This window comes from Lysinibacillus sp. BS3 (assembly GCF_039614735.1).
Lineage (GTDB): Bacteria > Bacillota > Bacilli > Bacillales_A > Planococcaceae > Lysinibacillus > Lysinibacillus capsici.
The window spans coordinates 1,547,466-1,573,935 of sequence record NZ_CP154860.1 but is presented as its reverse complement, the minus strand read 5'-3'; the positions used below and the strand labels follow the sequence as shown (position 1 = coordinate 1,573,935).

The following is a 26,470-nucleotide window of genomic DNA, read 5'->3' as shown; positions in this document are numbered from 1 at the left end:
TTTAAACACTACCTTTCACGAAAAATAGCATGATATCTTCTATAGAAGGCCTTTCAAGTCTGAAAGCCTCATTTACTTCATTTTTCAGAACTAATGCTTCTATTCCAAACGCACCAGGACGGGTTCTTAGAATAGCATGCTCTGGCAAGTCGTTTACTTCCTCACTGTTACCTTTGAAAATACCATATTCATATAATAGAGCATCTTTACTCTCGCTCAATAAAATCTCACCATTATGAATTAACGTAATATAGTCAGCAATTTTTTCTAAATCGCTTGTAATATGCGATGAAAATAAAATGCTGTGCGTTTCATCCTGCATAAATGCTAAAAATAAATCCAGAATTTCATCCCGAATAATAGGGTCTAATCCACTTGTTGGCTCATCTAAAATCAATAATTTTGGATGATGTGCCAATGCTAAGGCAATTGATAGCTTCATCCTCATTCCTCGTGATAGTTCCTTTATCTTCTTCCTCTTTGGCACCTTAAATTGAGCTAATCTTTCAAAATAATAGTCTGAATCCCATGTTTGAAATACTTTTCTCATGATTTTGTCGAGTTGCGTCGCATTTAGCGTTTCTGGTACATGTAAATCGTCAAATACAACGCCGATGTCGTTTTTTATCGATAGTTCGTGTTCGACATGATCTTTGCCAAACAGCAAAATTTCGCCATATTCTTTTTTTATTAAATTCAGCATGCATTTTATCGTTGTTGATTTGCCAGCCCCGTTTTCTCCAACAAAACCCATTACCGTGCCTTGAGGGACGGAAAAACTTATATCTTTAAGAAAAAAGCCTTCAAAGCCCTTATGTAGATCCCGAATTTCAATGGCATTCATATTACTTATCCTCCTCTAACATTAAAGATAGTAGTTCTTGTAATTCTTTACTAGAAAGTCCAGCGGTTTTCGCTATTTTTGCTGCCTTTTGCAAATGCCCCTCTACCTGCCGTAATAGCTCCTCACGTAGAAAGTCTTGATTTCGTTCTGTGACAAAGCTCCCTTTACCAGCGACAGTTTCAATGAAACCATCTCGCTCTAAATCAGCATAGGCACGTTTAGTGGTCATCACACTTATTTTTAAATCCTTTGCTAAAGCGCGGATAGACGGTAGTGCATCACCAGCCTGTAATTTATTAGCTAAAATAGCCTCTTTGAGCTGTATGGTGATTTGCTCATAAATAGGTTTTTCACTCGCATTACTTAATTGGATATGCACAAATCATCACCTCTTATAACTGTATATATACACTATATACAGAAGGTGATGGAAATGCAACATATTCGTACTTTAGGTAGGGGTCACGATTTGCAAAAAGTCCGCATATATTGAGGTAACGGCTCAAGGAGGGAGATGAGGCATGCTACTATCTGAGATGGTGGATAAGGAGTTAATTCAAATTGAGGGTGGCGTACATTTTGGCATCCTGGCACATACAGAATGCCTATTAGATGTGCAAACAGGGAAAATACATGGTTTTGAAATTGTGAAAGATAAACTACCATTCCAAAAAAAGAAAATGAAAGTTAGTGAAATGATACCTTGGCACGAAATTATTTTAATTGGTGAAGATCGTATTTTATTTAATAAGACATCTACAGTACAGTCAGAATATTTACAGTGAGGTGAGCTTTTGGAAAACGAAAAATGGCTTGTTATCGGTGAGGACTCCCGATTAAAGGAACTAGCTACAATGCTAAGAAGTCCATCGAGAACAGTATTTTATAAAAGAACAACCGTATGGAACGAAGAGTTAAATAAACTTGTTTTAGAATTCCAGCCTAATAAAATCGTATTACCTATTCTTCCATTAAAAATAGAAGTTGAGCAGCTCTATGGTATATCACAAGTGAAATTTTATACAGGTCGATTAACAATGCATTGGAAGCAATTACTAGAGAAAAATGAATCTATTTGCTATTTACAACAAGAATCATTTATTTGGCAAAATGCTCGATTAACAGCGGAGGGATTTATCGCCACGTTTTACGGACTCGAGCAAAAATGTATTTACGGACAAAATTTCACAATCGCAGGTTTTGGTCGCATCGCAAAAATGCTCGCCTCTTTACTAGTTAAGATGGGTGCAAATGTTCATATTGTTGCACGTTCAGTTGTACAAGTGAGTGAAGCAAAAGCTTATGGTTATAAAGCCACGAATTTAGATGATCGCCAATGGTCTATTACAGATGGCATTTTTATTAATACAATTCCTGCTAAATGGATTACAGAGTCTTTTATAGAGCATGTTCCAACTGTTTTATATGACTTGGCTTCAGAGCCAGGATGTTTAGATATAGATTCTGATCAATTACAAACGTATGTACTATTGCCATCATTGCCTGGGAAATACTTTGCACATGATGCTGCTACAATATTGTGCAAGGCAATAGAGGAGGAAGAAAATTGTTAACGGGGAAACGAATTGGCTTAGGTATTACTGCTTCTCATTGTACGTATGAAGATGTAGTACCTAAAATCCAAAATTTTATTGATGTCGGAGCAACAGTTATTCCAATCATTACCCATTCCGTTTTACATGCAGCTACACGCTTTGGTACAGGTGAAGAGTGGATTGCCAAAATAGAAGCTTTGACAGGAGAAAAAGTTATTTCTTCTATAAAAGAGGCGGAGCCATTTGGCCCATCCAATCCATTAGATGCAATGGTCATAGCCCCCATGACAGGCAATAGCATAAGTAAATTTGCTAATGCGGCAACAGATAGTCCTGTGTTAATGGCAGCAAAGGCTACTTTGCGTAATGGTTCGCCTGTAGTTTTAGGTATTTCCACAAACGATGCACTAGGCTTAAATGGCATAAATATTATGAAGCTGTTAAATGCCAAAAATATATATTTTATTCCCTTTGGTCAGGATGCCCCTCACTCCAAACCAAATTCTTTAATTGCTGATTTTGAGCAAATGGTGGATACTGTTCATGCAGCAATTACGCAGAAAAAGCAATTACAACCGCTGTTGATACAATATTTCAAATAAATAAGAGATTACACACAATTTTCAGTATTTTTGTGATACAATAGCACACATTATGGAACATGTATTCAAGGAGAGATGACAGATGACAAAGCAGTTAACAGTTGCGGTTGTTGGGGCAACAGGTGCAGTAGGATCGAAAATGATGGAGCAGTTGATTAAACGTAAATTTCCGATTGGACATATTAAATTTCTAGCTTCTGCTCGTTCAGCAGGAAAATCAATCGAATTTAATGGGGAAACATATACAATTGAAGAAGCGACACCTGAGGCTTTTGAAGGCGTCAATGTCGCTTTATTCTCAGCTGGTGGTTCAGTATCAGCTGTGCTTGCACCAGAAGCAGCTAAGCGTGGTGCAGTAGTTATTGATAATACGAGCCATTTTCGTATGGATCCAGAGGTACCGCTTGTCGTGCCTGAAGTGAATCGAGGCGACTTAGCGAAGCATAAGGGAATTATTGCGAATCCAAACTGCTCGACAATTCAAATGGTAGCTGCGCTTGAACCAATTCGTCATGCATTTGGTTTAACAAAAGTAATTGTTTCAACTTATCAGGCAGTATCAGGTGCAGGGATTTCTGCGATCCAAGAATTAAAGGCACAAAGCGAAAACTGGGATGCAGGTAAAGATGTAGAAGCAAATATTTTACCGTCTGGTAGTGATAAACGTCATTACCCAATTGCTCGTAATGTCATTCCACAAATCGATAAATTCACAGATAATGGATTTACATACGAAGAAATGAAAATGATTAATGAGACGAAAAAAATCATGCATGCACCAGAGCTAAAAGTAGCTGCTACTTGTGTTCGTGTGCCAGTCGTTTCAGGTCACTCTGAATCTGTTTATATTGAGGTAGAGAAAGACGCGTCAATCCAAGAGATTTTCGAAGTATTACGCAACGCACCAGGTGTGGTATTACAAGATGATATTGCAACACAAACTTACCCAATGCCTATTTATGCAGAAGGGGAAGACGCTACTTTTGTAGGACGTATCCGTCAAGATTTAGACAACAGCAAAGGGTTCCATCTATGGATCGTTTCTGACAATTTATTAAAAGGCGCCGCATTAAACTCTATCCAAATTGCAGAAGCAATGCTTGAGGATAACTTACTATAAGAGGGGTGTAAGGATGAATTTAGGTCGAATTGGAACGGCAATGATTACGCCGTTCAAAAATGATGGCACGATTAATTATCCAGAACTAGAACGTATTATTAATCATTTAATAGACAATGGTACTGATTGTATTGTTGCTTGTGGTACGACTTCTGAAAACCCAACTATGTCTACAGAAGAGAAAATTGAAGTTGTACGCTTTACCGTAGAGAAAGTAGCAGGTCGCGTACCAGTTATTGCAGGTACTGGGGATAATGAAACAGCTTACTCTATCGCGATGACACATAAGGCAGAAGAAAATGGAGCAGACGGCATTATGCTTGTAGCTCCTTACTATAATAAGCCAAATCAACGTGGGATTTATGCTCACTTTGAAACCATTGCTAAACAAACGAGTCTCCCTGTTATGCTTTATAATGTTCCAGGGCGTACTGGGGTCAATGTTGCCTATGAAACTTCTGTTGCATTAAGCAAGATTCCTAATATTGCTTGGATTAAGGAAGCGAGCGGTAACTTAGATCAGATGGGTGATGTTATTGAGAATGTTGATCCAGCTGATGATTTCTTAGTGTATAGTGGGGACGATGGTTTAACACTCCCACTAATGGCCATTGGTGGAGCAGGTGTTATTTCTGTAGCTGCCCATGTGGTAGGCAATGATATGCAATTAATGATTAAAGCGTTTGAAGAAGGAAATCATAAGCTAGCAGCCCAAATTCACCGAGCCTTATTACCTTTAGTACGTGCGCTGTTCGCTCAGCCCAACCCTTCACCGATTAAATATGCGATGACAAAATTAGGATTTGATACACTCAATGTTCGTTTGCCGATGATGGAAATGACAGATGAAGAGAAAGCTAATTTTGACCGAATTTGGGATACGTATCAAGAAAAAGCGAAAAGTTTTAGATAAATAGGAGCGAGGCTGATAGCATTTCAGTCTCGTTTTTTATATTTTTTAAATAAAAAGTATGTACAAAATTTGTAACTCCTCGTCCTTACAAATACTTATTTAGCTCTATTTATACAGGATAGCCAATATTTGTTTTCCATCTGCTAGTAATAAGCAAATAGCAGGAAAATCTATTTCCTACGTGAAACATGTATTTTTAATTTGTGCAAAAGCTTTGCAAACCGTATAATAAATGTTAAGTGGTTGCTGTTCGGGATATTTTTTAGGAGGAAATAAATTGACAAAAAAGAAAAATGAATTAATCCGCATCATCCCTCTTGGTGGTGTAGGCGAAATTGGGAAAGCCATGTACGTAGTAGAAATTGATGAAGAGCTATTTGTGGTGGATAGCGGCTTAATGTTCCCAGAAGATGAAATGCTAGGTATAGATATCGTGATTCCTGACATTACTTACTTAGAAGAAAATAAAGAACGTGTGAAAGGTATTTTCTTAACACATGGTCATGAAGATGCAATTGGCTCTATTGCCTATGTATTACAAAAAATAAAGGCACCTGTGTACGGATCGAAATTAACTATTGCATTAGCAAAGGAACATTTAAAAGAATTACCTGCACCACATCAAGTGAAGTTTTTTGAAGTAACAAACCGTAGTCGTATGAATTTTAACTCAACGTATGTAACATTCTTCCACACAACACATAGTATTCCCGATTCGTTAGGGGTAGTGTTCCATACATCTGAAGGCGCGATTGTTCATACAGGAGAGTTTAAATTCGATCAGTCAGCGACAGGTAAATTTAAACCTGATTTAGCAAAAATGGCACAGCTAGGAGAAGACGGCGTTTTCATTTTACTATCTGAGTCTTGCGAAGCTGAGCGACCAGGATATACGACATCAGAGATTGTCATTGAAGAACAATTATCAAAAACATTCCACTCAGCACCAGGTCGTATTTTAGTAGCTGTTTACGCATCGAATTTTATTCGAATTCAACAAGTATTTGCTCAAGCACAGAAATCATTCCGTAAGGTTGTAATTGTGGGCAAACCTTTGGAAAAGGCAGTTGATTTAGGCGTACAGCTTGGTTATTTAACAGTCGAAGAAGATACAATTATTCCGATCTCGGAAATGCAAAAATATCAAGATGATGAAATTATCATTATTGCAACAGGCAACAGAGGAGAACCTCTCGATGCTTTAGAAAAAATTGTCCGTAAGCACCATCGTGACATTAAAATTAAACAAGGTGACACGGTACTAATCACCTTTACACCTTCTCCTGGCATGGAAGTTCAAATGGCGAATACAATGAACTCTATGTCAAAAGCAGGCGCTGAAATTTTGACTTCTAGCAAAAATGTCCATGTTTCAGGACATGGTAGCCAAGAAGATTTAAAGCTGATGCTAAACTTGATGCAACCAAAGTACTTTATTCCTGTACAAGGAGAATACCGTATGCTAATTGCGCATTCTAAATTAGCACAACAGCTAGGTATGCAAAAATCCCAAATTTTTATCGCTGATAAAGGGGATATCGTAGAATATAAAAATAATAAAATGCGCATGAGTGGTCGTGTACAAGCTGGTAATGTCTTAATTGACGGTATTGGTGTAGGAGATGTAGGTAATATTGTCCTTCGTGACCGTAAATTATTATCGCAGGATGGTATTTTCATTGTGGTGGTAACATTAAATCGAGCACAAAAGAAAATTGCCTCTGGGCCAGAAATTTTATCACGAGGCTTTGTCTATGTACGAGAATCAGAGGAATTAATGATTGAGGCTTCTGACATTGCAAGAAATGTGATTGAAAAGTACGTTGGGAAAGAAACCTTTGAATGGACGAATATAAAACAAGAAATTAGAGATACACTGAATACGTATTTATTCCAAAAAACAAAACGTCGTCCAATGATTATTCCTATTATTATGGAATATTAATTGAACAAGCTCATCGTATATGCTTTGAGGAAAAAATAAATGATAAAGGATTTTCTCCCAATTGCGGTGGAAAATCCTTTTTTTGAAATATTCAAGTTCTACATGTGATGATTCGCTACATATATAGAATGGATTGCAGAAGAAGGTGAATTTGATGGCAGTTAGTAAGAGAAAAAAAGTTACTAAAAGTAAAGCGACAACAGAAAAAAAAGAAATGCATCCGCTTATGTACGAAATATTAGGGTTGCTCTTAATTGCATTAGCAGTCATTATGATTTTTGAATATGGCATGATCGGGCGGATTCTACAAACAATCGCCATGTTCCTTTTTGGTAATTTACATTTTGCTGTTCCATTTATGCTTATATTTGTTGCATTGTTAATGATGATTGGTCGTAAAAAAGTTGGGATAAAGGATCGATTAATACTTGGCATGTTCCTCATTGTTATGAGCTTTACGATTTTTAGTCATGGCATATTATTTGAACAACTATCCAAATCAGGTGGTCTACTATCTGATTCTGTGCTACGTGAATCATGGCGAATTTTGATTAATACAGATGGTATCATTCATCGTAGTAATGCTTTAGGGGGTGGCATGATTGGTGCCCTACTATTTAGTGGGCTTCATGTGCTGTTTGAAGCCTCGGGGGCAAAAGTTGTTGCTTGGGTTATTTTCTTTATTGGTTTAATTCTTGTCACTGGTAAAGCATTAGTGCCTTATTTAGCAGAAAAAACGCCAGATATATTTGGTAAATGGAAAAAAAAGCATCGTGATAAGAAAAAAAATACACCGAAAAAACCAAATAATCGTCGTTCAAGAGTAGAGAGTGGGGATGAAGTAGCAGCTGTTAATCAGTCTATAGATATGCCTGAACAAGAAGAAGAAATACCACATGAACCGATTATTTCTGCTTTTACACAGAATGTTTCACAAGAAAGAGAAGTGATTGATACAACTCACATGGTGGAAAATGAACTTGAAGAAGCATCGGATGATGTCCAGATTCAGGGCACAGATGCAGTAGAAAATGCAGATTATCAGCTCCCATCATATAATTTATTACAATTACCTCCACAACATGATCAAAGTGGTGAATATTCAGTGATTCAGGCAAATGCCAAAAAGCTTGAGCAGACATTACAAAGTTTTGGCGTAAAGGCAAAGGTGACACAGGTGCATTTAGGTCCTGCTGTTACGAAATACGAGATTTTACCAGATATCGGTGTGAAAGTAAGCAAAATTGTCAATTTACAAGATGATCTTGCATTAGCATTGGCAGCTAAAGATATTCGTATGGAAGCGCCAATTCCTGGGAAATCTGCGATTGGTATAGAAGTACCTAATAGTGAGGTAGCCATTGTAACACTTCGTGAGGTATTAGAATCGAAAGATGGTGCTAAGCCTGAAGCATTATTACAAGTAGCATTTGGTCGAGATATTACAGGACAAGCTGTATTAGCAGAGCTCAATAAAATGCCACATTTACTTGTAGCTGGTTCTACAGGTAGTGGGAAAAGTGTTTGCATAAATGGCATTGTTGTATCCATACTAATGCGTACAAAACCGCATGAAGTGAAGCTCATGATGATAGACCCAAAAATGGTTGAATTAAACGTTTATAATGGGATTCCACATTTATTAGCGCCTGTCGTAACGGATGCACGTAAAGCTTCGCAGGCACTGAAAAAAGTGGTATCTGAAATGGAACGTCGCTATGATTTGTTTTCTCATACAGGTACAAGAAATATTGAGGGCTATAATGCACATGTCCAAAAGGTTAATGATCAAACAGAGGAAAAGCATCCAAAGCTACCTTATATTGTGGTTATTGTAGATGAGTTAGCGGATTTGATGATGGTCGCATCAAGTGATGTAGAGGATTCGATTACACGTTTAGCGCAAATGGCAAGGGCAGCTGGCATTCATTTGATTATTGCCACACAACGACCAAGTGTAGATGTTTTAACAGGTGTCATTAAAGCAAATATTCCATCAAGAATTGCTTTTGCAGTTTCTTCCGCGATTGACTCAAGAACAATTTTAGACATGGGTGGAGCTGAACGATTATTAGGACGAGGCGATATGTTATTTTTACCTGCTGGAGCTTCTAAACCAAAAAGGGTGCAGGGTGCCTTTTTATCAGATCAAGAAGTGGAGGCAGTCGTTCATTTTGTTATAGAACAGCAAAAAGCTCAGTATCAGGAGGAGATGATTCCTACTGAAGAAGAGACCATTTTAGAGGAAACAGATGATTTGTATGATGAAGCAGTCCAATTAGTTGTCAATATGCAAACAGCATCTGTCTCTATGCTTCAACGTCGCTTCCGTATCGGTTATTCAAGAGCTGCACGTATTGTTGATCAGATGGAGCAACGCGGTATTGTTGGGCCTCCAGAGGGTAGTAAACCTCGTCAAGTACTTGTTCACCAATACGATAACTAAGCAAAAAATGAAGATGAAAATGGTGAGAGCATTTGTATTTTTGTCCAAAAATTTGCAGATAAAATAAAGAAAGAATGAATTCTATAACAGATTTTACTCAAAACTGTTTATTTCATTCTGCAAAAATGTTATATTTATGAACGATTAGTAGGAATGTTGTACATCAGATGTCTGATCTCTGATTTTGGTGGTGATATATGTGACTATTAAAGCAGATCATCGTCATCTCTATCTTCAAGTAATCGATCGTTTAAAATCTGACATCGAGGCTGGCATTTTTAAAGAAAATGAAAAGCTGCCTTCAGAATTTGAATTATCGAAATCACTAGGAGTCAGTCGAGCAACACTTAGAGAAGCACTTCGACTGTTGGAAGAGGAAAATGTGATTGTGCGCCGACATGGGGTTGGGACTTTTGTCAACCCGAAGCCGTTGTTTACATCAGGCATCGAGCATTTATCTAGTATTTCTTCTATGATCGAGGCAGCAGGTATGGAGCCAGGTTCGCGATTTTTAAAAGCGACTGAGCATGTGCCTTCTGAGGAAGATTTAAAACGCTTCCAAAGTGATGGCGACGATAAAATACTCACGATTGAACGTGTCAGAACAGCGGATGGAGAGCCAGTAGTATACTGCATAGACAGGCTACCTGCAAGCTTCCTGCCTACTGACTTTGTCGAAAAAAAAGAAGTTTCACTGTTCTCTGCACTTGAGCAATCTGGCAAAATTCATGTAGCTTATGCTGTAACCTATATTGATCCAGTTGGGTATCATGAACAAGCCTCACCGATTTTAAATTGTGGACGTGAGACAGCTCTTTTAGTGTTAAAGCAATTGCATTATGATGATCATGATCAAGTAGTGCTCTATTCAAAAAATTATTTCCGAGCTGATAAATTCAGCTTCCATGTAGTTCGTAAACGGGTGTAGAACATTTCTAAATTTTTTCCTGCTAATTACAATACCTTTGGGGGGTTAATTAAATGAAAAAACGTAAATTTGGTTTAGTATTAACATCAGTATTAGCGGCAAGTGCTATTTTAGGTGCTTGTGGTACGAAAGACGACGAAAAGCCAGCGAAAGAAAATGACAATGCTTCAGGTGGCGAAAGCACAGAAGAAGCTTTCTCAGTAGCGATGGTTACTGACGTAGGTGGCGTTGATGACAAATCATTCAACCAATCTGCATGGGAAGGTGTACAAGCTTACGGTAAAGAGCATGATTTATCAAAAGGTGATGGTGGTTTTGACTACCTACAATCAGCTTCAGATGCTGACTATGAAACAAACTTAAACAACTTAGTTCGTCGTGACTTTAACTTAGTATTTGGTATCGGATTCATGATGGCTGATGCAATTGATGCAGTTGCTTCTGAAAATCCAGATAACCACTTTGCATTAATCGATGCTGAAGTAGAAGCAGACAACGTAGTAAACGTACTGTTCAAAGAGCAAGAAGGTGCTTTCTTAGCAGGTGTTGCTGCAGCGAAAACATCTAAAACAGGTAAAATCGGCTTCGTAGGTGGCGTTGATATTCCAGTTATTAACCGCTTCCACGCTGGTTTCGTTGAAGGGGCTAAAGCAGTAAACCCAGATATCGATATTCAAGTAAAATATACTGGTGCGTTTGATAAAGCAGATCTTGGTAAAATTACAGCGAACAGCATGTATTCTTCAGGTGTAGATGTAATCTTCCACGCTGCTGGTGCAACTGGTAACGGTGTATTCTCTGAAGCAAAAGAGCGTAAAGCGAAAGATCCAAATGCTGATGTATGGGTTATCGGTGTAGATGCTGACCAATACGAAGAAGGTAAAGTAGACGATAAAACAAACGTTACATTAACTTCTATGTTAAAAGGTGTTAATACAGCAGTAGTAGATATTTCAAATAGAGCGAAAAATGGTGATTTCCCAGGTGGAGAAACACTTGTTTACGGTTTAGCTGAAGACGGCGTTAAACTTGCGGATTCTCGCGGTGCGATTCCAGAAGATGTACAAAAAGTAATCGACGAATATAAAGAAAAAATTGCTAAGGGTGAAATCAAAGTTCCAGAAAAAGTGGAAAAATAATTCATCTTTTGATCATCATAAGGGACTCTTAGAAGGACCTTATGATGATTTTTCAATCTATCGTTATATTTAGATTATTCGCAATACTCTATTTAACTAGATTTATAGAAACCTTATAGAGGTAGTAATTATGATTTGAATAATGATGGTAACAAGTTAATAGAAGAAAGGTTTCTAACGATGACCTTTCCTGTATTAATTTAGCAAAACATCTACCTCTATAGGTGGGATATTAAATCGGTAATAAAATATAGCCTCTAGTAGAAAATTTATTACTGGACGTATGGCTTATCTGTACCATCCATCATGTAGCAGCAGATACTATACGCTAAGATGAAAATACTTAATAATAGTGCCTATTAAGGGAGTGACAAATTTGGATTATGTGATTGAAATGCTAGGAATCCGTAAAGAATTCGGTAATTTCGTGGCGAATAATAATATCACCCTCCAACTGAAACAAGGCGAGATTCATGCATTGCTAGGTGAAAATGGTGCAGGTAAATCGACTTTGATGAACGTCCTTTTTGGTTTGTATCAACCAGAGGGTGGCGAAATTCGTGTACGTGGGAAGGCTGTAAAAATTACAAACCCGAATATTGCCAATGATTTAGGGATTGGCATGGTGCATCAACATTTTATGTTGGTAGAAAACTTTACGGTAACAGAAAATATCATTTTAGGCACTGAGCCTACTAAAATGGGAATTGTGAATATAAAAGATGCGGCTAAGAAAGTACAAGCACTTTCTGAAAAGTATGGATTAGATGTTGATCCGAACGCCAAAATCGAGGATATCACGGTTGGTATGCAACAGCGTGTAGAAATATTAAAAACATTGTATCGTGGTGCCGAAATTTTAATTTTTGATGAACCAACTGCATCATTAACACCGCAAGAAATTACCGAATTAATTCAAATAATGCGCCGTCTTATCGCAGAGGGTAAATCCATTATTTTAATTACGCATAAGCTAAAAGAAATTATGGAAGTTTCAGACCGTGTGACGATTATCCGTAAGGGAGAAGGGATTGGCACAGTTGTAACCGCTGCCACAAATCCTGATCAGCTTGCTGAAATGATGGTTGGCCGTCAGGTTGAATTCAAAACGGAAAAAACGGATGCGACACCGACTGACGAAGTGCTTGCGATTGAGAACTTGGTTGTTACAGACTATCGAAATATTGATAAAGTGAAAGGTCTTAATTTAAATGTTCGTAAAGGTGAAATCGTAGGTATTGCTGGTATTGATGGTAATGGTCAATCCGAGTTAATAGAAGCCATTACAGGTCTACGCAAAATTAAAAGTGGTAAAGTCAAGCTGAATGGTAAAGATATTACTAACATGAAGCCTCGTAAAATTACAGAGGAAGGCGTAGGACATATTCCACAAGACCGTCATAAGCATGGATTAGTTTTAGATTTCCCAATTGGTCATAATATTGCATTGCAAACATATTACCAATCTCCAATAGCGAAGGGCTTTGTGATGGACTATAAAAAGGTGTCAGAGAAAGCTCGCCAAATCATTAAAGAGTATGATGTGCGTACTGGTAATGGAGAGATGACACCAGCTCGTGCATTATCTGGTGGTAACCAACAAAAAGCAATTATTGGTCGTGAAATTGACCGTAACCCCGATCTACTAATTGCTGCTCTACCAACGCGTGGACTTGACGTAGGAGCTATTGAATTCATTCATTCTCGTCTAATTGAGCAACGTGATAAAGGGAAAGCCGTTTTGTTAATCTCATTTGAATTAGATGAGGTGATGAATGTTTCGGATCGAATTGCTGTTATCTATGATGGACAAATTGTTGATGAGTTAAATCCGAAAGAAACGACTGAACAAGAGCTAGGCTTACTAATGGCAGGACAAAGTAAAAAAAATATAAAGCGTGATGCGAAGGAGGGGAACGACTAATGTCAAATCGTGTCATTAATATCCTCGTTCCTATCATCTCTATCATTATCGGTTTAATTGTAGGGGCTATCGTTATGGTAGTCAGTGGCTATGACCCAGTGCAAGGTTATATCGCTCTTTGGACAGGTATTTTTGGAGATTCATATTCAATCGGGAACACAATTCGTCAAATTACACCATATATTTTAGCAGGTCTTGCGGTAGCATTTGCATTCCGTACAGGGCTCTTCAATATCGGTGTTGAAGGTCAGCTAATTTTAGGTTGGCTAGCCGCTGCTTGGGTAGGTTATGCGTTTGAACTTCCTAAAATCATTCACTTACCATTAGCATTGCTTGCAGCAGCAGCTGCAGGAGCATTTTGGGCCTTTATTGCAGGTTTCTTAAAAGCGAAATTTAAAGTTCACGAAGTTATTGCGACAATTATGCTGAACTACACTGCACTTTATATTGCAAATGCAGTGATTAAAAAATTGTCCGATGGCAGCTTTAAAACAGAACGTATCCATGAGTCAGCTTCTTTACGTTCTCCGTTTTTAAGAGAGCTTACAGACAATTCAAGTCTTCACTATGGGATCATTGTTGCACTTTTAATGGTAGTTGTGATGTGGTTCATTTTAGAAAAAACAACACGTGGCTACGAGCTAAAAGCAGTAGGTTTTAACAAAAATGCTGCTGACTATGCAGGTATGAGTGTCAATAAAAATATCATTTTAGCTATGACAATTTCTGGTATGTTTGCAGGTCTTGGTGGTGCGATGGAAGCTTTAGGGACATTCCAAAACGCATCCATTAAACCTGGCTTTACGGGAATTGGGTTTGACGGTATCGCCGTTGCGCTTCTTGGAGCCAATACACCACTTGGAGTAGTGTTTGGGGCATCCCTTTTTGGTTCTTTAAAATATGGTGCATTAAATATGCCAAATGCTGCGGGTATTCCAGAAGAAATCGTATCCATTATTATTGCATTGATTATCTTCTTCGTTGCATCAGGCTATATTATTCGAGTAGGCTTACAAAAGCTGAGCAAGAAAAAGGAGGGACAATAACATGAGCTTTTTAGAAATGTTATATTTCATCATCCCTTCAGCGATTCTTTATGCAACACCTTTGATTTTTACGGCCATCGGTGGGGTATTCTCTGAACGCTCTGGTGTTGTCAACATCGGGCTAGAAGGCTTAATGATTGTCGGTGCGTTTGTTGGTATTTTTGTCAATTTAGAATTCGCTTCATCATTAGGGGCAGCAACAGTTTGGGTGGCAATGCTAGCAGCTGTTGTGATTGGTGCTGTGTTCTCACTTTTCCATGCTGTAGCTTCTATTTCTTTCCGTGCCGATCAAACGGTATCAGGGGTAGCTATTAACTTACTAGGTTTAGCTGCAACCGTATTCTTAGTAAAAATGATTTATGATAAAGGTCAAACAGATATGATTGACCAACCGATTCGTCGTTTCGGTGTCCCTTACTTAGAGGATATTCCGTTCTTCGGTCGTTTACTGTTCCATGATGTTTACAGCACATCTATTTTAGCGTTCGCTGTAGCATTCGGGGCATGGTTTATCATTTATAAAACGCCATTCGGCTTGCGTTTGCGTGCCGTGGGTGAACATCCAATGGCAGCAGATACAATGGGTATAAATGTAAATAAAATGCGCTATATTGCCGTGATGATTTCAGGGGCATTAGGTGGTCTTGGTGGTGCAGTGTATGCACAAACAATTACACACGACTTCTCACATGCAACAATTGCTGGTCAAGGTTTCATGGCTATTGCCGCAATGATTTTCGGGAAGTGGCATCCAATTGGAGCACTAGGTGCAGCCTTATTCTTCGGTTTAGCACAAACATTAAGTATTGCAGGGAATCAAATTCCGCTAATCGAGAATGTTCCAGCAGTATATCTACAAATTTTACCGTATGTGTTAACAATTCTTGCTTTAGCAGGATTTATTGGTAAAGCAAACGCTCCAAAAGCGAGTGGACAACCTTATATTAAAGGTAAACGCTAAGAAAAGCATTTTAAGGACTGGGCACTATGCTCGGTCCTTTTTTTATTATAATTGGCGTAATTTTTAATTTTTCCCATACATACTTTGGATTCCTTTTGCAATTATAGACAATAGACATGTATAGTATGTGTAGTACATCGTTATATTAAGAAGGATAGGAGGGTTTCATATGTTTAAAACAATACCTTTTGCAAAAGGTGTCAATTTGCATATCCGACAAACGACCCAATTTAAAACCGTAAATTTTTCAATTAAATGGAGAAGAGCATTAACGGCTAAAAGTGCATCAGAGCGTACAGTATTAACAAATGTACTGCAGCACAGTAATGCTAAATATAAGACAACTGCTGCTTTTCGAAGCTTTTTAGATGACTTGTATGGTACAGTTTTGTATTTTGATACATCGAAGCGCGGAAATGAGCATACGGTTCTTATGAATGTAGAGACTGTTAATGATCATTATCTAGCAAATACAAGTGTCTTAAACGAAGTCCTTGGTTTATTGCATACAGCTATTTTTGAGCCTAATCTAGAAAATGGTGTCTTTAAGGAATCCGTTGTTGAGCGTGAGAAAAAGACAGTTATTCAACGTATTGAATCTATTTTTGATGATAAATCTCGCTTTGCTCAATTCCGTCTACAACAAATCCTGAGACCAAATGAGCCAGCATCAATTTCAGCGAATGGTAGTGTCGAAGAAATTCAAAAGATTACCCCTGCCTCATTATTTGAGGCTTATCAATCGATGCTAGCTAACGACAAAATCGATATTTATGTAGCTGGAGACATTAATGAAGAGGAAATTGTTGCGAAATTAAAAAAAGCGCTACCATTTAAGGATCGTACTCCTGAGGAAGTTCCAGCAGTACTCCCCCAACAACATCCAGACAATGATTATGTAAGAGAACAGCATGAAATGAAACAAGGTAAACTTCATATTGGCTTTAGCACACCTGTTAGATTTGGTGATGCAGATTTCTCTAAGATGCAAATTTTTAATGGGATTTTTGGTGGATATCCACATGCTAAGTTGTTTATGAATGTTCGTGAAAAAGAGAGTCTTGCTTATTATGCTTCTAGTTCCTATGCTTCGCATTATGGACTTGTATTTGTTGTATCTGGGATTGAAGCTAAAAATGAAGAAAAAGCGCTATCTTTAATTAAAGAACAACTTGCCGTCATGCAGGCTGGCGACATTACAGATTTAGAGCTGGAGCAAACAAAGGCTATGCTGACGAATCAGCTAAAAGAATCCTTAGATTCGGCACGAGGTCAAATTGAAATTTTTGATCAATATAAGGATTTACCTGAGGAATTCTCAGTTCAAGCCTGGGCAAATAAGTGGAAAGCTGTGACAAAAGAAGATGTTGTTGCAATGGCAAAGCAAGTGCAGCTTGAAGCGGTCTATTTCTTATGTGGAAAGGAGCAAGCCGCACAATGAAAACAATAGAATTTAAACAATTAGATGAAATACTTTATTATGAAAAACTAGACAATGGCTTAGATGTTTATATATTGCCGAAAAAAGGCTTTTCTAAAACATTTGTTACATTTACAACAAAGTACGGCTCTGTCGATCGTACGTTCGTGCCAATTGGTGAAACAGAAAGTATTACTGTACCAGATGGTATTGCACACTTTTTAGAGCATAAAATGTTCGAAAAAGAGGATGGAGACGTTTTCCAAAAATTTAGCGAATATGGTGCTTCTGCGAATGCCTTTACATCGTTTACGCGTACAGCTTATTTATTTTCATCTACTGACAATATTTATAAAAGTACAGAAACTTTATTGAATTTTGTCCAAGAACCATACTTTACAGAAGCTACTGTCAATAAAGAAAAAGGAATTATCGGGCAAGAAATTACAATGTATGATGATCAACCAGACTGGCGTCTATACTTTGGCACAATCGAAAATATGTATCATCATCATCCTGTAAAGATTGATATCGCTGGTACAATTGAATCGATTGATGGCATTACAGCCGAGCACTTATATACGTGCTACAATACGTTTTATCATCCTTCGAATATGTTGTTATTTGTGATTGGTGCTGTTGAACCAGAAGAAATGATGACGTTTATTCGTGAGAATCAAGGTAAAAAAGAGTTCCCAGAACCAACGCCTATTCAACGCTTCTTTGATATAGAACCAACAGAAGTAGCTATTAAAGAACGTACATTAAATATGGATGTTCAAAAACCAAAAATTTATGTAGGTTTAAAAGCGAAAGACACTAATTTATCAGGTCAGGACATGTTAAAGCATGAGTTGTCGGTTCAAATTGCACTTGAGCTTATTTTTGGACGTACCTCTGATTTTTATGAACGTGTTTACGAGGAAGGTTTAATTGATGAGACATATGCTTTTGATTTTACCTTAGAAAATGGTTTCGGGTTTGCCATGATCGGATCAGATTCAGCAGAGCCTGATAAATTGGCAAAAACGATTATGGACGAATTAGCAAAATATGAAGGAAATAGCCAGTTTGATCGTGCTGGTTTGGATCGTATAAAACGCAAAAAAATTGGGTTCTTCCTACGTGCACTAAATTCGATCGAGTTTATCGCAAACCAATTCACACGATATTCCTTTAATGACATGAATTTATTTGATGTAGTACCAGTACTTGAGACATTAACTGTGGATGATTTACAAAAAGCATTTGCTTCTATCCAAGGTGAAACACAGCAAACGGTCTTTAAAATTCTGCCAAGTAAGCAGGATGCACAGTGAAAAAATTTGCCCTTGTTTTAGGTGCATCAGGTGATATCGGTCATGCCATTTGTCAAAGCTTAGCTGAGGACGGCTGGTCTATCTATGTACATTATTCAAACAATCAAAATGCGGCACAGAGATTATGTGAAATGCTTTCCGAAAATTTCCCTGCACAAGAATTTATGCTTGTACAGGGGGATTTTTCAATTGTTAATGGAGCAGAATTAGTAGCCGCGCAAATTTTCAATGTGCAGGCTATTGTTTTTGCCAATGGACAAGCCCACTATTCATTGCTCGAAGATACGACAGTCGAGGATATGGATGCTTTATGGCGTGTTCATGTTCAAAATCCTATGAGACTAACAGCTTTACTTTCTGGAAAACTTCGCAAGCATGAAGTGAGCTATGTACTATTTATAGGTTCCATCTGGGGAGAAGCTGGCTCAGCGGGGGAGGCACTTTATGCAACTGTTAAGGGTGCGCAACATGCTTTTGTTAAATCCTATGCAAAAGAAGCGGCATTATCTCGGATTAGAGTGAATGCTATTGCTCCTGGCTTTATAAATACCTCAATGAACAGCCATCTAAATCAAGAAGAGCTTCAATACATTTTGGACGATATCCCACTAGGCTCCATTGGACAAACAAAAGATGTGGCTGAAATGGTACGTTTTTATTTGTCTGGTAAAGCTGATTATGTGACAGGACAAATCGTACGATTAAATGGAGGCTGGTACATATAATAATCTCTTTTGCACATACTACTTGTGTAAAGGAGGAGGAAGAATATGACCATTTTAGAAAACTGGCAAAAATGGACATCGTTTTTAGGACAAAACGTTATGCAAGCTGAATCAAGCGGTATGCCGAAGAAAATGATTCAAACGGCTGCTGTCCAAATTGGGGAATATTTGGCGACTAATGTCGATCCTAAAAACGAACAAGAGCGAGTGCTGTCGGATTTATGGGGCGTTGCCTCTGAAGATGAAAAACATGCATTAGCGAATTGTGTCATTAAGCTTGTACAAAATAAGCATGTGCAGTAAATAAAAGAGGAGAGCCAATCTCCTCTTTTTGCTATACAGTAAACTTTTTATCTGTGAAAACGGGAACGTATGTAAGCCTATTTAACAGTCATCAAAAAAAATTAGTAAATAACACTGTAATTCCATGTATTCTAACTTTCCATTACATAAAAAATCAGCTATGATGGAACTTATAAAGGATTTTTTACGTTAACTAATAGGAAGGGAACGAGTGTGTTGAGCGATTGGTACTTTGAATATGAAATTCAGGTGAATCGCCCTGGATTATTAGGAGATATTGCTTCACTTTTAGGGATGCTTCGTGTCAATATTATATCAATAAATGGTGTAGATGAGGATCGACGTGGTATGTTAGTGCATACAGACAATGATGAGGCAATTGAGCGTTTTCGTACAATTGTTTCGACAATGGAACATATTAACGTAACCAAATTTCGACAACCAAAACTTCGTGACCGTTTAGCCATTAGGCATGGTCGTTATATTCCTCGAGATGCAGATGAAAAAAACACATTCCATTTCGTAAGAGATGAATTAGGTATTTTAGTCGACTTTATGGCAGAACTCTTTAAAAAAGAGGGACATAAGCTGATTGGTATTCGTGGCATGCCACGTGTTGGAAAAACTGAATCCATAGTAGCCGCCAGTGTCTGTGCCAATAAAAAATGGATCTTTTTATCATCTACAATGATTAAGCAAACAGTTCGTAATAAGCTTGTGGGAGATGAATTTAGTCGTAACAATATTTTTATTTTAGATGGTATTGTGACTCGACGTTCATCTGATGAGAAACATTTGCAATTAGTGCGTGAAATGATGAATATGCCTTGTATCAAAGTTGTAGAGCATCCAGATATGTTTGTTCAGCATTCAGAATATAAAATAGAGGATTTTGATTATATTATTGAACTACGTCATCACACTGATGAAGAAATTACTTATGAAATAATGGAAAAAAATCATATGTCCGAATCGGATTCTTTTGGAGGATTTAATTTTTAATTTGATGTTAAAGTAGGTGTTATTAGTGGCAGAATTAGGGACTCGACTGAAAGAGGCGAGACTGTCTAAAGGCTACAGCTTAGACGATTTACAAGAAATAACGAAAATCCAAAAACGTTATTTAGTAGGAATTGAAGAGGGCAATTATTCCATTATGCCTGGTTCGTTTTATGTACGAGCTTTTATCAAACAATATGCAGAAGCTGTTGGGTTGGATGCGGAAGAAATCTTAGAGACATATAAAAATGAACTACCGAGCACTCCAAACGATCAAGTAAGTCAATCGATGACGAATAGCCCCAGCAGAAGAAAAGTAACGAAAGGCCCTTCGAATAAAATGATGGAGGCTATGCCAAAAATCATTGTTGCTTTATTTATTGTAGTCATTATTGTGGCTATATGGGTGCTATGGCAATCAAAAAACAGTCCAGGGACAAGCGAAGAAGTAAATCCAACTCCTGAGATTGAATATGACACAAATGTCAAGCCAATTGATAGTGAGAAGGATAAAAAAGAACAAGAAAATAAAGATGCACAGAAAAATGATAAAGAAGATACAAAAGCTACAGAAGAAACACCAACTGATGAAGATGACACTGATCAAACTGAAGAGATGAAGCAAACAATTTCCGCGGGTACTGTTGAAGCAGATGGAGCGACAACTTCTTATACGTTAACAGGGACAGATACAATGAAACTGAAAATTGAAATATCAGGCCCTACATTTGTTGGTATTCGCAATCAACAGCAACAAGAAATCTTAACAGATACGCGTGTCTATAATGCCGGGGAAGTAGTTGAATTTGACGCCTCAACACAAAACTATGTTCGTATTCGTCTCGGTAATTCAACGCAAGCTAAAATCTATATTAATGACGAACTTCTAACGTATGCACAACAAATTGTAACGCAAAATATCGTCATCAATTTCAATAAAGAACAGTAGTCATCACATGATGACTACTTTCTTTCATCATGAAAGGTGTTAGAAAAATGAACATTCCAAATAAAATTACCATCTCTCGAATCTTACTTATTCCATTCTTTGTCATTGTTATGATGTTTGATTTTGGCTGGGGAACATTATCACTTTTTGGTGCAGAGATGCCAATTCATCATTTTATAGGCGCACTTATTTTTATCTTTGCTTCAACAACCGATTGGGTGGATGGTTATTACGCACGTAAGTATAATCTTGTAACGACATTTGGGAAATTTTTAGATCCCTTAGCTGACAAGTTACTTGTCTCAGCAGCCTTTATTTTAATGGTCGAGCTTAAGATGGCACCTGCTTGGGTAATTATCATTATTATTAGTCGTGAATTTGCTGTAACGGGTTTACGTTTGATTTTGGCAGGTGGAGGAGAAGTCGTAGCTGCCAATCAGCTTGGTAAAATTAAAACTTGGGCACAAATTGTAGCGATTGCTGCTGCTCTTTTACACAATACAATCTTTACATTGGTTGGTATTCCATTTCATACAATCATGCTCTATGTTGCATTGTTCTTTACACTTTGGTCAGGATGGGATTATTTCTATCTAAATCGACGTGTATTACTTGAGTCTAAATAAGAAAGGTCTTGGGATCATGAATGCTGAAATTCTTGCAGTTGGCTCAGAACTATTATTAGGTCAAATTACGAATACAAATGCGAGATTTATCTCAAGCCAGCTATCCGAGCTTGGCATCAACGTTTTTTATCATACCGTAGTAGGCGATAATGCAAAGCGTTTAGAACAAGCTATCGAAGTGGCAGAGTCTCGTGCAGATCTCATTATTTTTTCGGGAGGACTTGGTCCAACAAAAGATGATTTAACGAAGGAAACGATTGCACGTCATCTTGGTGTTTCTCTTGAGTTTGATGAAGTAGCATTGACGTATATTGAGCAATTTTTTGCTAAACGAGGACGTCCAATGACGGAAAATAATCGTAAACAGGCATTAATTTTAGCTGGGAGTGAAGTATTAGCTAATCACCATGGAATGGCTCCAGGTATGATCTTCACAAAAAATGATCGCACTTATATTTTATTACCAGGACCTCCAAAAGAGTTAGAACCAATGTTTCAATTTGAGGCTAAACCTAAACTTGCTGCGATGCTTAATGATGGAGGGATCATTGCATCACATGTTATGCGATTTTATGGAATTGGTGAGGCCGAGCTTGAAGTACAAGTTCAAAATATTTTAGATGCACAAACCAATCCAACAGTTGCTCCACTTGCTTCTGATGGTGAGGTAACGTTACGCGTAACAGCTAAAGCCGCAACAGAGCAACAAGCTGGCCAGCTTATTAAGGCAAAGGTTGCAGAAATACAAGCACTTGTTGGTGATTATCAATATGGTGTAGATGATGATTCCCTTGCCTCAAAAACGGTAGAAATGCTACTGGATAATGAGCTAACAATTGCGGCTGCAGAAAGTTTAACTGCTGGTTTATTTCAATCTGAACTTGCGGAAATTCCAGGGGTAGGCAATGCACTTATAGGAGGCGTTGTTACCTATGCAGCAGATGCGAAAGTAAAACAGCTAGACATTTCACAAGAATTAATTGATACACATGGTGTTGTGAGTGCTGAGTGTGCAGCGGCAATGGCAAGTGCTGTTCGTGAGAAATTTGCTACAAATATTGGGATTGGTCTTACAGGAGAAGCAGGTCCCACTGCACATGATCATCAGCCAGTAGGTACGGTTTGGATTGGTATTGCCATAAATGACGAGGAGCCGCTTACATATTTACTTCATTTATCAGGCATGCGGAATACGAATCGACTCCGTGCGGTGAAATTTACATGCCATTATTTAATGCAACTTTTAGAAGAACGTGGCTACACAAAACGATATTAAAATAGAGTAGGACATAGGAATTTGGGTAGAGGAAAACTATCCAAATTTTTATTTTGAAGAAAAATCGAATAAATGTTCGCTTTTTTCTTGCGTGTTTTCTCAAAAACAAGTATAGTAGAGATAGATAAAAACAGTGAACAGTTTTCGAAGGAGGAAAATGAATGAGTGATCGTAAAGCAGCCTTAGAACAGGCTCTAAAACAAATTGAAAAGAATTTTGGTAAAGGTTCCATCATGAAACTCGGTGAAAAAACCGATTTAGAAATTGCGACATCTTCAAGTGGTTCACTTGCACTTGATGCTGCATTAGGAGTGGGTGGATATCCACGTGGACGTATTATTGAAGTATACGGTCCAGAATCATCTGGTAAAACAACTGTTGCTCTACATGCCATTGCTGAAGTACAAGCAACAGGTGGACAAGCAGCATTTATCGACGCTGAGCATGCATTAGACCCGATCTATGCACAAAAATTAGGTGTCAATATTGATGAGCTATTGTTATCACAACCCGACACAGGTGAGCAAGCACTTGAAATCGCAGAAGCATTAGTGCGTAGTGGTGCTATTGATATTATCGTCATTGACTCTGTTGCTGCCTTAGTGCCAAAAGCTGAAATTGAAGGGGATATGGGTGACTCTCATGTCGGCTTACAAGCACGTCTAATGTCTCAAGCTTTACGTAAACTTTCAGGCGCGATTAATAAATCAAAAACGATTGCTATTTTCATTAACCAAGTTCGTGAAAAAATTGGTGTCATGTTCGGTAATCCAGAAACAACACCAGGTGGACGTGCGCTTAAGTTCTACAGCTCTGTCCGTTTAGAAGTGCGTCGTGCAGAAGCTATTAAACAGGGTAATGATATTGTTGGTAACCGTACTAAAATTAAGATTGTTAAAAATAAAGTAGCACCACCTTTCCGTACAGCTGAAGTAGATATTATGTATGGAGAAGGAATTTCTAAAGAAGGCGAAACAGTCGATTTAGGCGTAGAATTAGACATTGTACAAAAAAGTGGTTCTTGGTATGCATATGGCGATGAGCGCTTAGGTCAAGGACGAGAAAATGCTAAACAGTATTTAAAAGAAAATACTGCTGTCCTAGAAGACATAGCAAATAAAATCCGAGCTTCTTATGGTATTGCGGCTTCTTCTTATACAATTGCTGCCCATGATGATGAAGAAGAGATGGATGAAGAATTAATGTTACTTCTGGAAGAAGAATAATTAATGATTGCATTGTTCCCACTTTATTGAGGGGGCAATGCATTTTTTTGTCTATATTCTTAAATTTTTACACATAATAAGAGAGAGGCTATGTGTTTATTTCTTATGTACTGTTTTTTTATTAATTGTATTTAACATGAAAAATTTTCTAGTGAAATAGTAGTAGGGGAAAAATTCACCGAATGGATAGGACTTACTTTTTTTGGCTAAGGTGGCGAACAGATGCCTGACTATCCTTGACAGAGCCTGAGGCTAGCTATACAATTAAATATGTATAATTTCTGAATTATGACTTTAAATAGGCAGTACATTTTATCCTCATTTAGCAAATGTTTTATAGTGAAATATCCTTTAAAATGGATGTCTAAACGCCTACTGGATGAAGATAATGCCTTTGGCCAATGAAACGGGTTTTGCATAAATTCTAACAAAATCTGGTGCATTTTAGCTAAGGCGACATAGATGTATGCGCCGACTGAAACTGTAATACCCAAATAGCAAGAGGAGGTGTTCATATGGATGGAATTACTATCATCTCCGCTTTGCTTGGACTCATCGTTGGTGCCGCTGTTAGCTATATCTACATGAAAAAAGTGAATGACTCAAAAATCACTGGTGCTAAACATGTCGCTGAAACAATCGTTGAAGAAGGAAAACGAGAAGCGGAGGCAATGAAGAAAGAAGCACTACTTGAAGCCAAAGATGAAACTCACAAATTTCGTACTGAAGCTGAAAATGACATTCGTGAACGTCGTTTAGAACTTCAAAAACAAGAGAACCGTTTATTGCAAAGAGAAGAGAATCTTGATCGCAAAGATGATGCTCTAAATAAGAGAGAAGCTGGCTTAGAGCGCAAAGAACAAGCTCTAGCTGAAAGACAACAGCATATTGAACAGATGGAGAGCAAAGTGGACGAGCTCATGGCATCACAAAAAACAGAGTTAGAACGTATTTCTGCTTTAACTAGGGATGAAGCTAAATCAATTATCCTCAATGAAGTAGAAAAAGAGTTATCAACTGATATTGCTGTGATGACAAAAGAAGCTGAAACACGTGCGAAAGAAGACTCAGATAAAAAAGCACGTGAAATTTTATCATTAGCACTACAACGCTTTGCTGCAGATCACGTAGCAGAAACAACTGTATCTGTTGTGAACTTGCCAAATGATGAAATGAAGGGACGTATTATTGGTCGCGAAGGCCGTAATATCCGTACATTGGAAACGTTAACAGGAATTGATTTAATTATTGATGATACGCCAGAAGCGGTTATATTATCAGGCTTTGATCCAATTCGCCGTGAAACAGCTCGACTTGCACTTGAAAAACTTGTACAGGATGGTCGTATTCACCCAGCTCGTATTGAGGAAATGGTGGAAAAAGCTCGACGTGAAGTGGATGAACAAATCCGCGAAACAGGTGAGCAAACTACATTTGAAATTGGTATTCATAACTTACATCCAGATTTAATGAAAATTTTAGGCCGCATGAAATATCGTACAAGCTATGGACAAAATGTTCTAAAACATTCAATTGAAGTCGCACATTTAGCAGGATTACTTGCTGCTGAACTTGGTGAAGATGTAGCATTGGCTCGTCGTGCAGGCTTATTACATGATATTGGAAAAGCAATTGATCATGAAGTTGAAGGAAGCCACGTCGAAATCGGTGTGGAATTAGCAACAAAGTATAAGGAACACCCAGTTGTCATTAATAGTATTGCTTCGCATCATGGTGATACTGAAGCAACATCTGTTATTGCGGTATTAGTCGCTGCAGCTGATGCATTATCAGCAGCTCGTCCAGGTGCACGTAGTGAAACACTTGAAAACTATATCCGCAGACTTGAAAAGTTAGAGGAAATTTCAGAAAGCTATGATGGCGTAGAAAAATCTTATGCGATTCAAGCTGGACGTGAAATTCGTATTATTGTACAACCTGAAAAAATTGATGATTTAGCGTCTCATCGTCTTGCGCGTGATATTCGCAAACGTATTGAGGAAGAACTCGATTATCCAGGTCATATTAAAGTAACAGTTATTCGCGAAACACGTGCTGTGGAATACGCGAAATAAATATTAAAATAATAGGCATCCCTTGACCAAGGTCAGGGGGTGCCTTTTTGTATGTGAATAAATTCGATGTGATCTACCCAGTAAGAATAAATGGATGATTCCAACAATATAGTATGGAATAAAGCATA

General features: G+C 37.9%; 24 protein-coding genes. 22 read left to right on the top strand and 2 right to left on the bottom strand.

Annotation, left to right across the window (positions count from 1 at the left end; genetic code table 11):
- Position 1: 1 nt before the first annotated feature.
- Both AAJG31_RS08140 and AAJG31_RS08135 read right to left on the bottom strand, forming a co-directional pair.
- Positions 2-844, bottom strand: coding sequence for an ABC transporter ATP-binding protein (locus AAJG31_RS08140; RefSeq protein ID WP_259950893.1), 843 nt, complete (start codon positions 842-844; stop codon positions 2-4).
- A 1-nt stretch (position 845) separates the two neighbouring features.
- Positions 846-1,223: a GntR family transcriptional regulator gene (locus AAJG31_RS08135; RefSeq protein WP_279494214.1), complete on the bottom strand. Its 378-nt coding sequence runs from the start codon at positions 1,221-1,223 to the stop codon at positions 846-848.
- A 142-nt stretch (positions 1,224-1,365) separates the two neighbouring features.
- On the opposite strand from AAJG31_RS08135, the gene AAJG31_RS08130 reads away from it, so the two are divergent.
- From AAJG31_RS08130 to rny, 22 genes are all read left to right on the top strand, one after another.
- Complete coding sequence (locus AAJG31_RS08130; RefSeq protein ID WP_004224966.1) at positions 1,366-1,629, top strand: hypothetical protein; 264 nt, start codon at positions 1,366-1,368, stop codon at positions 1,627-1,629.
- A 9-nt stretch (positions 1,630-1,638) separates the two neighbouring features.
- Positions 1,639-2,418 (top strand): NAD(P)-dependent oxidoreductase, encoded by a 780-nt coding sequence (locus AAJG31_RS08125; RefSeq protein WP_004224963.1) that lies wholly within the window; start codon positions 1,639-1,641, stop codon positions 2,416-2,418.
- Positions 2,412-3,002, top strand: coding sequence for a dipicolinate synthase subunit B (locus tag AAJG31_RS08120; protein WP_004224962.1), 591 nt, complete (start codon positions 2,412-2,414; stop codon positions 3,000-3,002). The genes AAJG31_RS08125 and AAJG31_RS08120 overlap by 7 nt, the downstream gene beginning before the upstream one ends.
- 82 nt (positions 3,003-3,084) lie before the next feature.
- The gene (locus AAJG31_RS08115; RefSeq protein WP_048391546.1) at positions 3,085-4,122 is read left to right on the top strand and encodes an aspartate-semialdehyde dehydrogenase; all 1,038 of its coding nucleotides are present in this window, start codon (positions 3,085-3,087) and stop codon (positions 4,120-4,122) included.
- Between the two features lie 13 nt (positions 4,123-4,135).
- Complete coding sequence (gene dapA / locus AAJG31_RS08110; RefSeq protein ID WP_048391545.1) at positions 4,136-5,035, top strand: 4-hydroxy-tetrahydrodipicolinate synthase; 900 nt, start codon at positions 4,136-4,138, stop codon at positions 5,033-5,035.
- A gap of 277 nt (positions 5,036-5,312) precedes the next feature.
- The gene (locus AAJG31_RS08105; protein WP_048391543.1) at positions 5,313-6,980 is read left to right on the top strand and encodes a ribonuclease J; all 1,668 of its coding nucleotides are present in this window, start codon (positions 5,313-5,315) and stop codon (positions 6,978-6,980) included.
- A gap of 154 nt (positions 6,981-7,134) precedes the next feature.
- Positions 7,135-9,426, top strand: a complete 2,292-nt coding sequence (locus tag AAJG31_RS08100) for a DNA translocase FtsK (RefSeq protein WP_279494224.1) — start codon at positions 7,135-7,137, stop codon at positions 9,424-9,426.
- 199 nt (positions 9,427-9,625) lie between these two features.
- The gene (locus tag AAJG31_RS08095; protein ID WP_036080379.1) at positions 9,626-10,354 is read left to right on the top strand and encodes a GntR family transcriptional regulator; all 729 of its coding nucleotides are present in this window, start codon (positions 9,626-9,628) and stop codon (positions 10,352-10,354) included.
- A 53-nt stretch (positions 10,355-10,407) separates the two neighbouring features.
- Positions 10,408-11,493 carry a BMP family protein gene (locus AAJG31_RS08090; protein WP_048391537.1) on the top strand — a complete coding sequence of 362 codons (1,086 nt, stop codon included), beginning with the start codon at positions 10,408-10,410 and terminating at the stop codon, positions 11,491-11,493.
- Positions 11,494-11,869: 376 nt separating this feature from the next.
- Positions 11,870-13,417 (top strand): ABC transporter ATP-binding protein, encoded by a 1,548-nt coding sequence (locus tag AAJG31_RS08085; protein ID WP_054550535.1) that lies wholly within the window; start codon positions 11,870-11,872, stop codon positions 13,415-13,417.
- Positions 13,417-14,463: an ABC transporter permease gene (locus AAJG31_RS08080; RefSeq protein ID WP_004224945.1), complete on the top strand. Its 1,047-nt coding sequence runs from the start codon at positions 13,417-13,419 to the stop codon at positions 14,461-14,463. Before AAJG31_RS08085 ends, AAJG31_RS08080 begins: the two co-directional genes overlap by 1 nt.
- A 1-nt stretch (position 14,464) precedes the next feature.
- Complete coding sequence (locus AAJG31_RS08075) at positions 14,465-15,424, top strand: ABC transporter permease (RefSeq protein WP_048391533.1); 960 nt, start codon at positions 14,465-14,467, stop codon at positions 15,422-15,424.
- A 169-nt stretch (positions 15,425-15,593) separates the two neighbouring features.
- Complete coding sequence (locus tag AAJG31_RS08070) at positions 15,594-16,865, top strand: pitrilysin family protein (RefSeq protein ID WP_054550536.1); 1,272 nt, start codon at positions 15,594-15,596, stop codon at positions 16,863-16,865.
- Positions 16,862-18,163, top strand: coding sequence for a pitrilysin family protein (locus tag AAJG31_RS08065; protein WP_259950896.1), 1,302 nt, complete (start codon positions 16,862-16,864; stop codon positions 18,161-18,163). Before AAJG31_RS08070 ends, AAJG31_RS08065 begins: the two co-directional genes overlap by 4 nt.
- On the top strand, positions 18,160-18,888 hold the full coding sequence (locus tag AAJG31_RS08060) for an SDR family oxidoreductase (RefSeq protein ID WP_274771975.1): 729 nt from the start codon (positions 18,160-18,162) through the stop codon (positions 18,886-18,888). Before AAJG31_RS08065 ends, AAJG31_RS08060 begins: the two co-directional genes overlap by 4 nt.
- Before the next feature lie 45 nt (positions 18,889-18,933).
- Positions 18,934-19,191 (top strand): DUF3243 domain-containing protein, encoded by a 258-nt coding sequence (locus AAJG31_RS08055; RefSeq protein WP_004224939.1) that lies wholly within the window; start codon positions 18,934-18,936, stop codon positions 19,189-19,191.
- 216 nt (positions 19,192-19,407) lie between these two features.
- Entirely contained in the window at positions 19,408-20,193 is a 786-nt protein-coding gene (locus tag AAJG31_RS08050; RefSeq protein WP_026023397.1) for a DUF3388 domain-containing protein, read from the top strand.
- A 16-nt stretch (positions 20,194-20,209) separates the two neighbouring features.
- Positions 20,210-21,139, top strand: coding sequence for a helix-turn-helix domain-containing protein (locus AAJG31_RS08045; RefSeq protein ID WP_175400707.1), 930 nt, complete (start codon positions 20,210-20,212; stop codon positions 21,137-21,139).
- A gap of 47 nt (positions 21,140-21,186) precedes the next feature.
- On the top strand, positions 21,187-21,765 hold the full coding sequence (pgsA, locus tag AAJG31_RS08040) for a CDP-diacylglycerol--glycerol-3-phosphate 3-phosphatidyltransferase (protein ID WP_279494232.1): 579 nt from the start codon (positions 21,187-21,189) through the stop codon (positions 21,763-21,765).
- 16 nt (positions 21,766-21,781) lie between these two features.
- Positions 21,782-23,041, top strand: a complete 1,260-nt coding sequence (locus AAJG31_RS08035) for a competence/damage-inducible protein A (RefSeq protein ID WP_279494233.1) — start codon at positions 21,782-21,784, stop codon at positions 23,039-23,041.
- 161 nt (positions 23,042-23,202) lie between these two features.
- Positions 23,203-24,267 (top strand): recombinase RecA, encoded by a 1,065-nt coding sequence (gene recA, locus AAJG31_RS08030; RefSeq protein ID WP_016992835.1) that lies wholly within the window; start codon positions 23,203-23,205, stop codon positions 24,265-24,267.
- A 515-nt stretch (positions 24,268-24,782) separates the two neighbouring features.
- The gene (gene rny, locus AAJG31_RS08025) at positions 24,783-26,342 is read left to right on the top strand and encodes a ribonuclease Y (RefSeq protein WP_004224930.1); all 1,560 of its coding nucleotides are present in this window, start codon (positions 24,783-24,785) and stop codon (positions 26,340-26,342) included.
- Positions 26,343-26,470: the final 128 nt, after the last annotated feature.

Coding starts and splice junctions, on each gene's coding strand:
- AAJG31_RS08140 (WP_259950893.1), bottom strand. CDS start 844: ATGAATGCCATTGAAATTCGGGATCTACATAAGGGCTTTGAAGGCTTT.
- AAJG31_RS08130 (WP_004224966.1), top strand. CDS start 1,366: ATGCTACTATCTGAGATGGTGGATAAGGAGTTAATTCAAATTGAGGGT.
- AAJG31_RS08115 (WP_048391546.1), top strand. CDS start 3,085: ATGACAAAGCAGTTAACAGTTGCGGTTGTTGGGGCAACAGGTGCAGTA.
- dapA (WP_048391545.1), top strand. CDS start 4,136: ATGAATTTAGGTCGAATTGGAACGGCAATGATTACGCCGTTCAAAAAT.
- AAJG31_RS08100 (WP_279494224.1), top strand. CDS start 7,135: ATGGCAGTTAGTAAGAGAAAAAAAGTTACTAAAAGTAAAGCGACAACA.
- AAJG31_RS08090 (WP_048391537.1), top strand. CDS start 10,408: ATGAAAAAACGTAAATTTGGTTTAGTATTAACATCAGTATTAGCGGCA.
- AAJG31_RS08080 (WP_004224945.1), top strand. CDS start 13,417: ATGTCAAATCGTGTCATTAATATCCTCGTTCCTATCATCTCTATCATT.
- AAJG31_RS08075 (WP_048391533.1), top strand. CDS start 14,465: ATGAGCTTTTTAGAAATGTTATATTTCATCATCCCTTCAGCGATTCTT.
- AAJG31_RS08070 (WP_054550536.1), top strand. CDS start 15,594: ATGTTTAAAACAATACCTTTTGCAAAAGGTGTCAATTTGCATATCCGA.
- AAJG31_RS08065 (WP_259950896.1), top strand. CDS start 16,862: ATGAAAACAATAGAATTTAAACAATTAGATGAAATACTTTATTATGAA.
- AAJG31_RS08055 (WP_004224939.1), top strand. CDS start 18,934: ATGACCATTTTAGAAAACTGGCAAAAATGGACATCGTTTTTAGGACAA.
- pgsA (WP_279494232.1), top strand. CDS start 21,187: ATGAACATTCCAAATAAAATTACCATCTCTCGAATCTTACTTATTCCA.
- AAJG31_RS08035 (WP_279494233.1), top strand. CDS start 21,782: ATGAATGCTGAAATTCTTGCAGTTGGCTCAGAACTATTATTAGGTCAA.
- recA (WP_016992835.1), top strand. CDS start 23,203: ATGAGTGATCGTAAAGCAGCCTTAGAACAGGCTCTAAAACAAATTGAA.
- rny (WP_004224930.1), top strand. CDS start 24,783: ATGGATGGAATTACTATCATCTCCGCTTTGCTTGGACTCATCGTTGGT.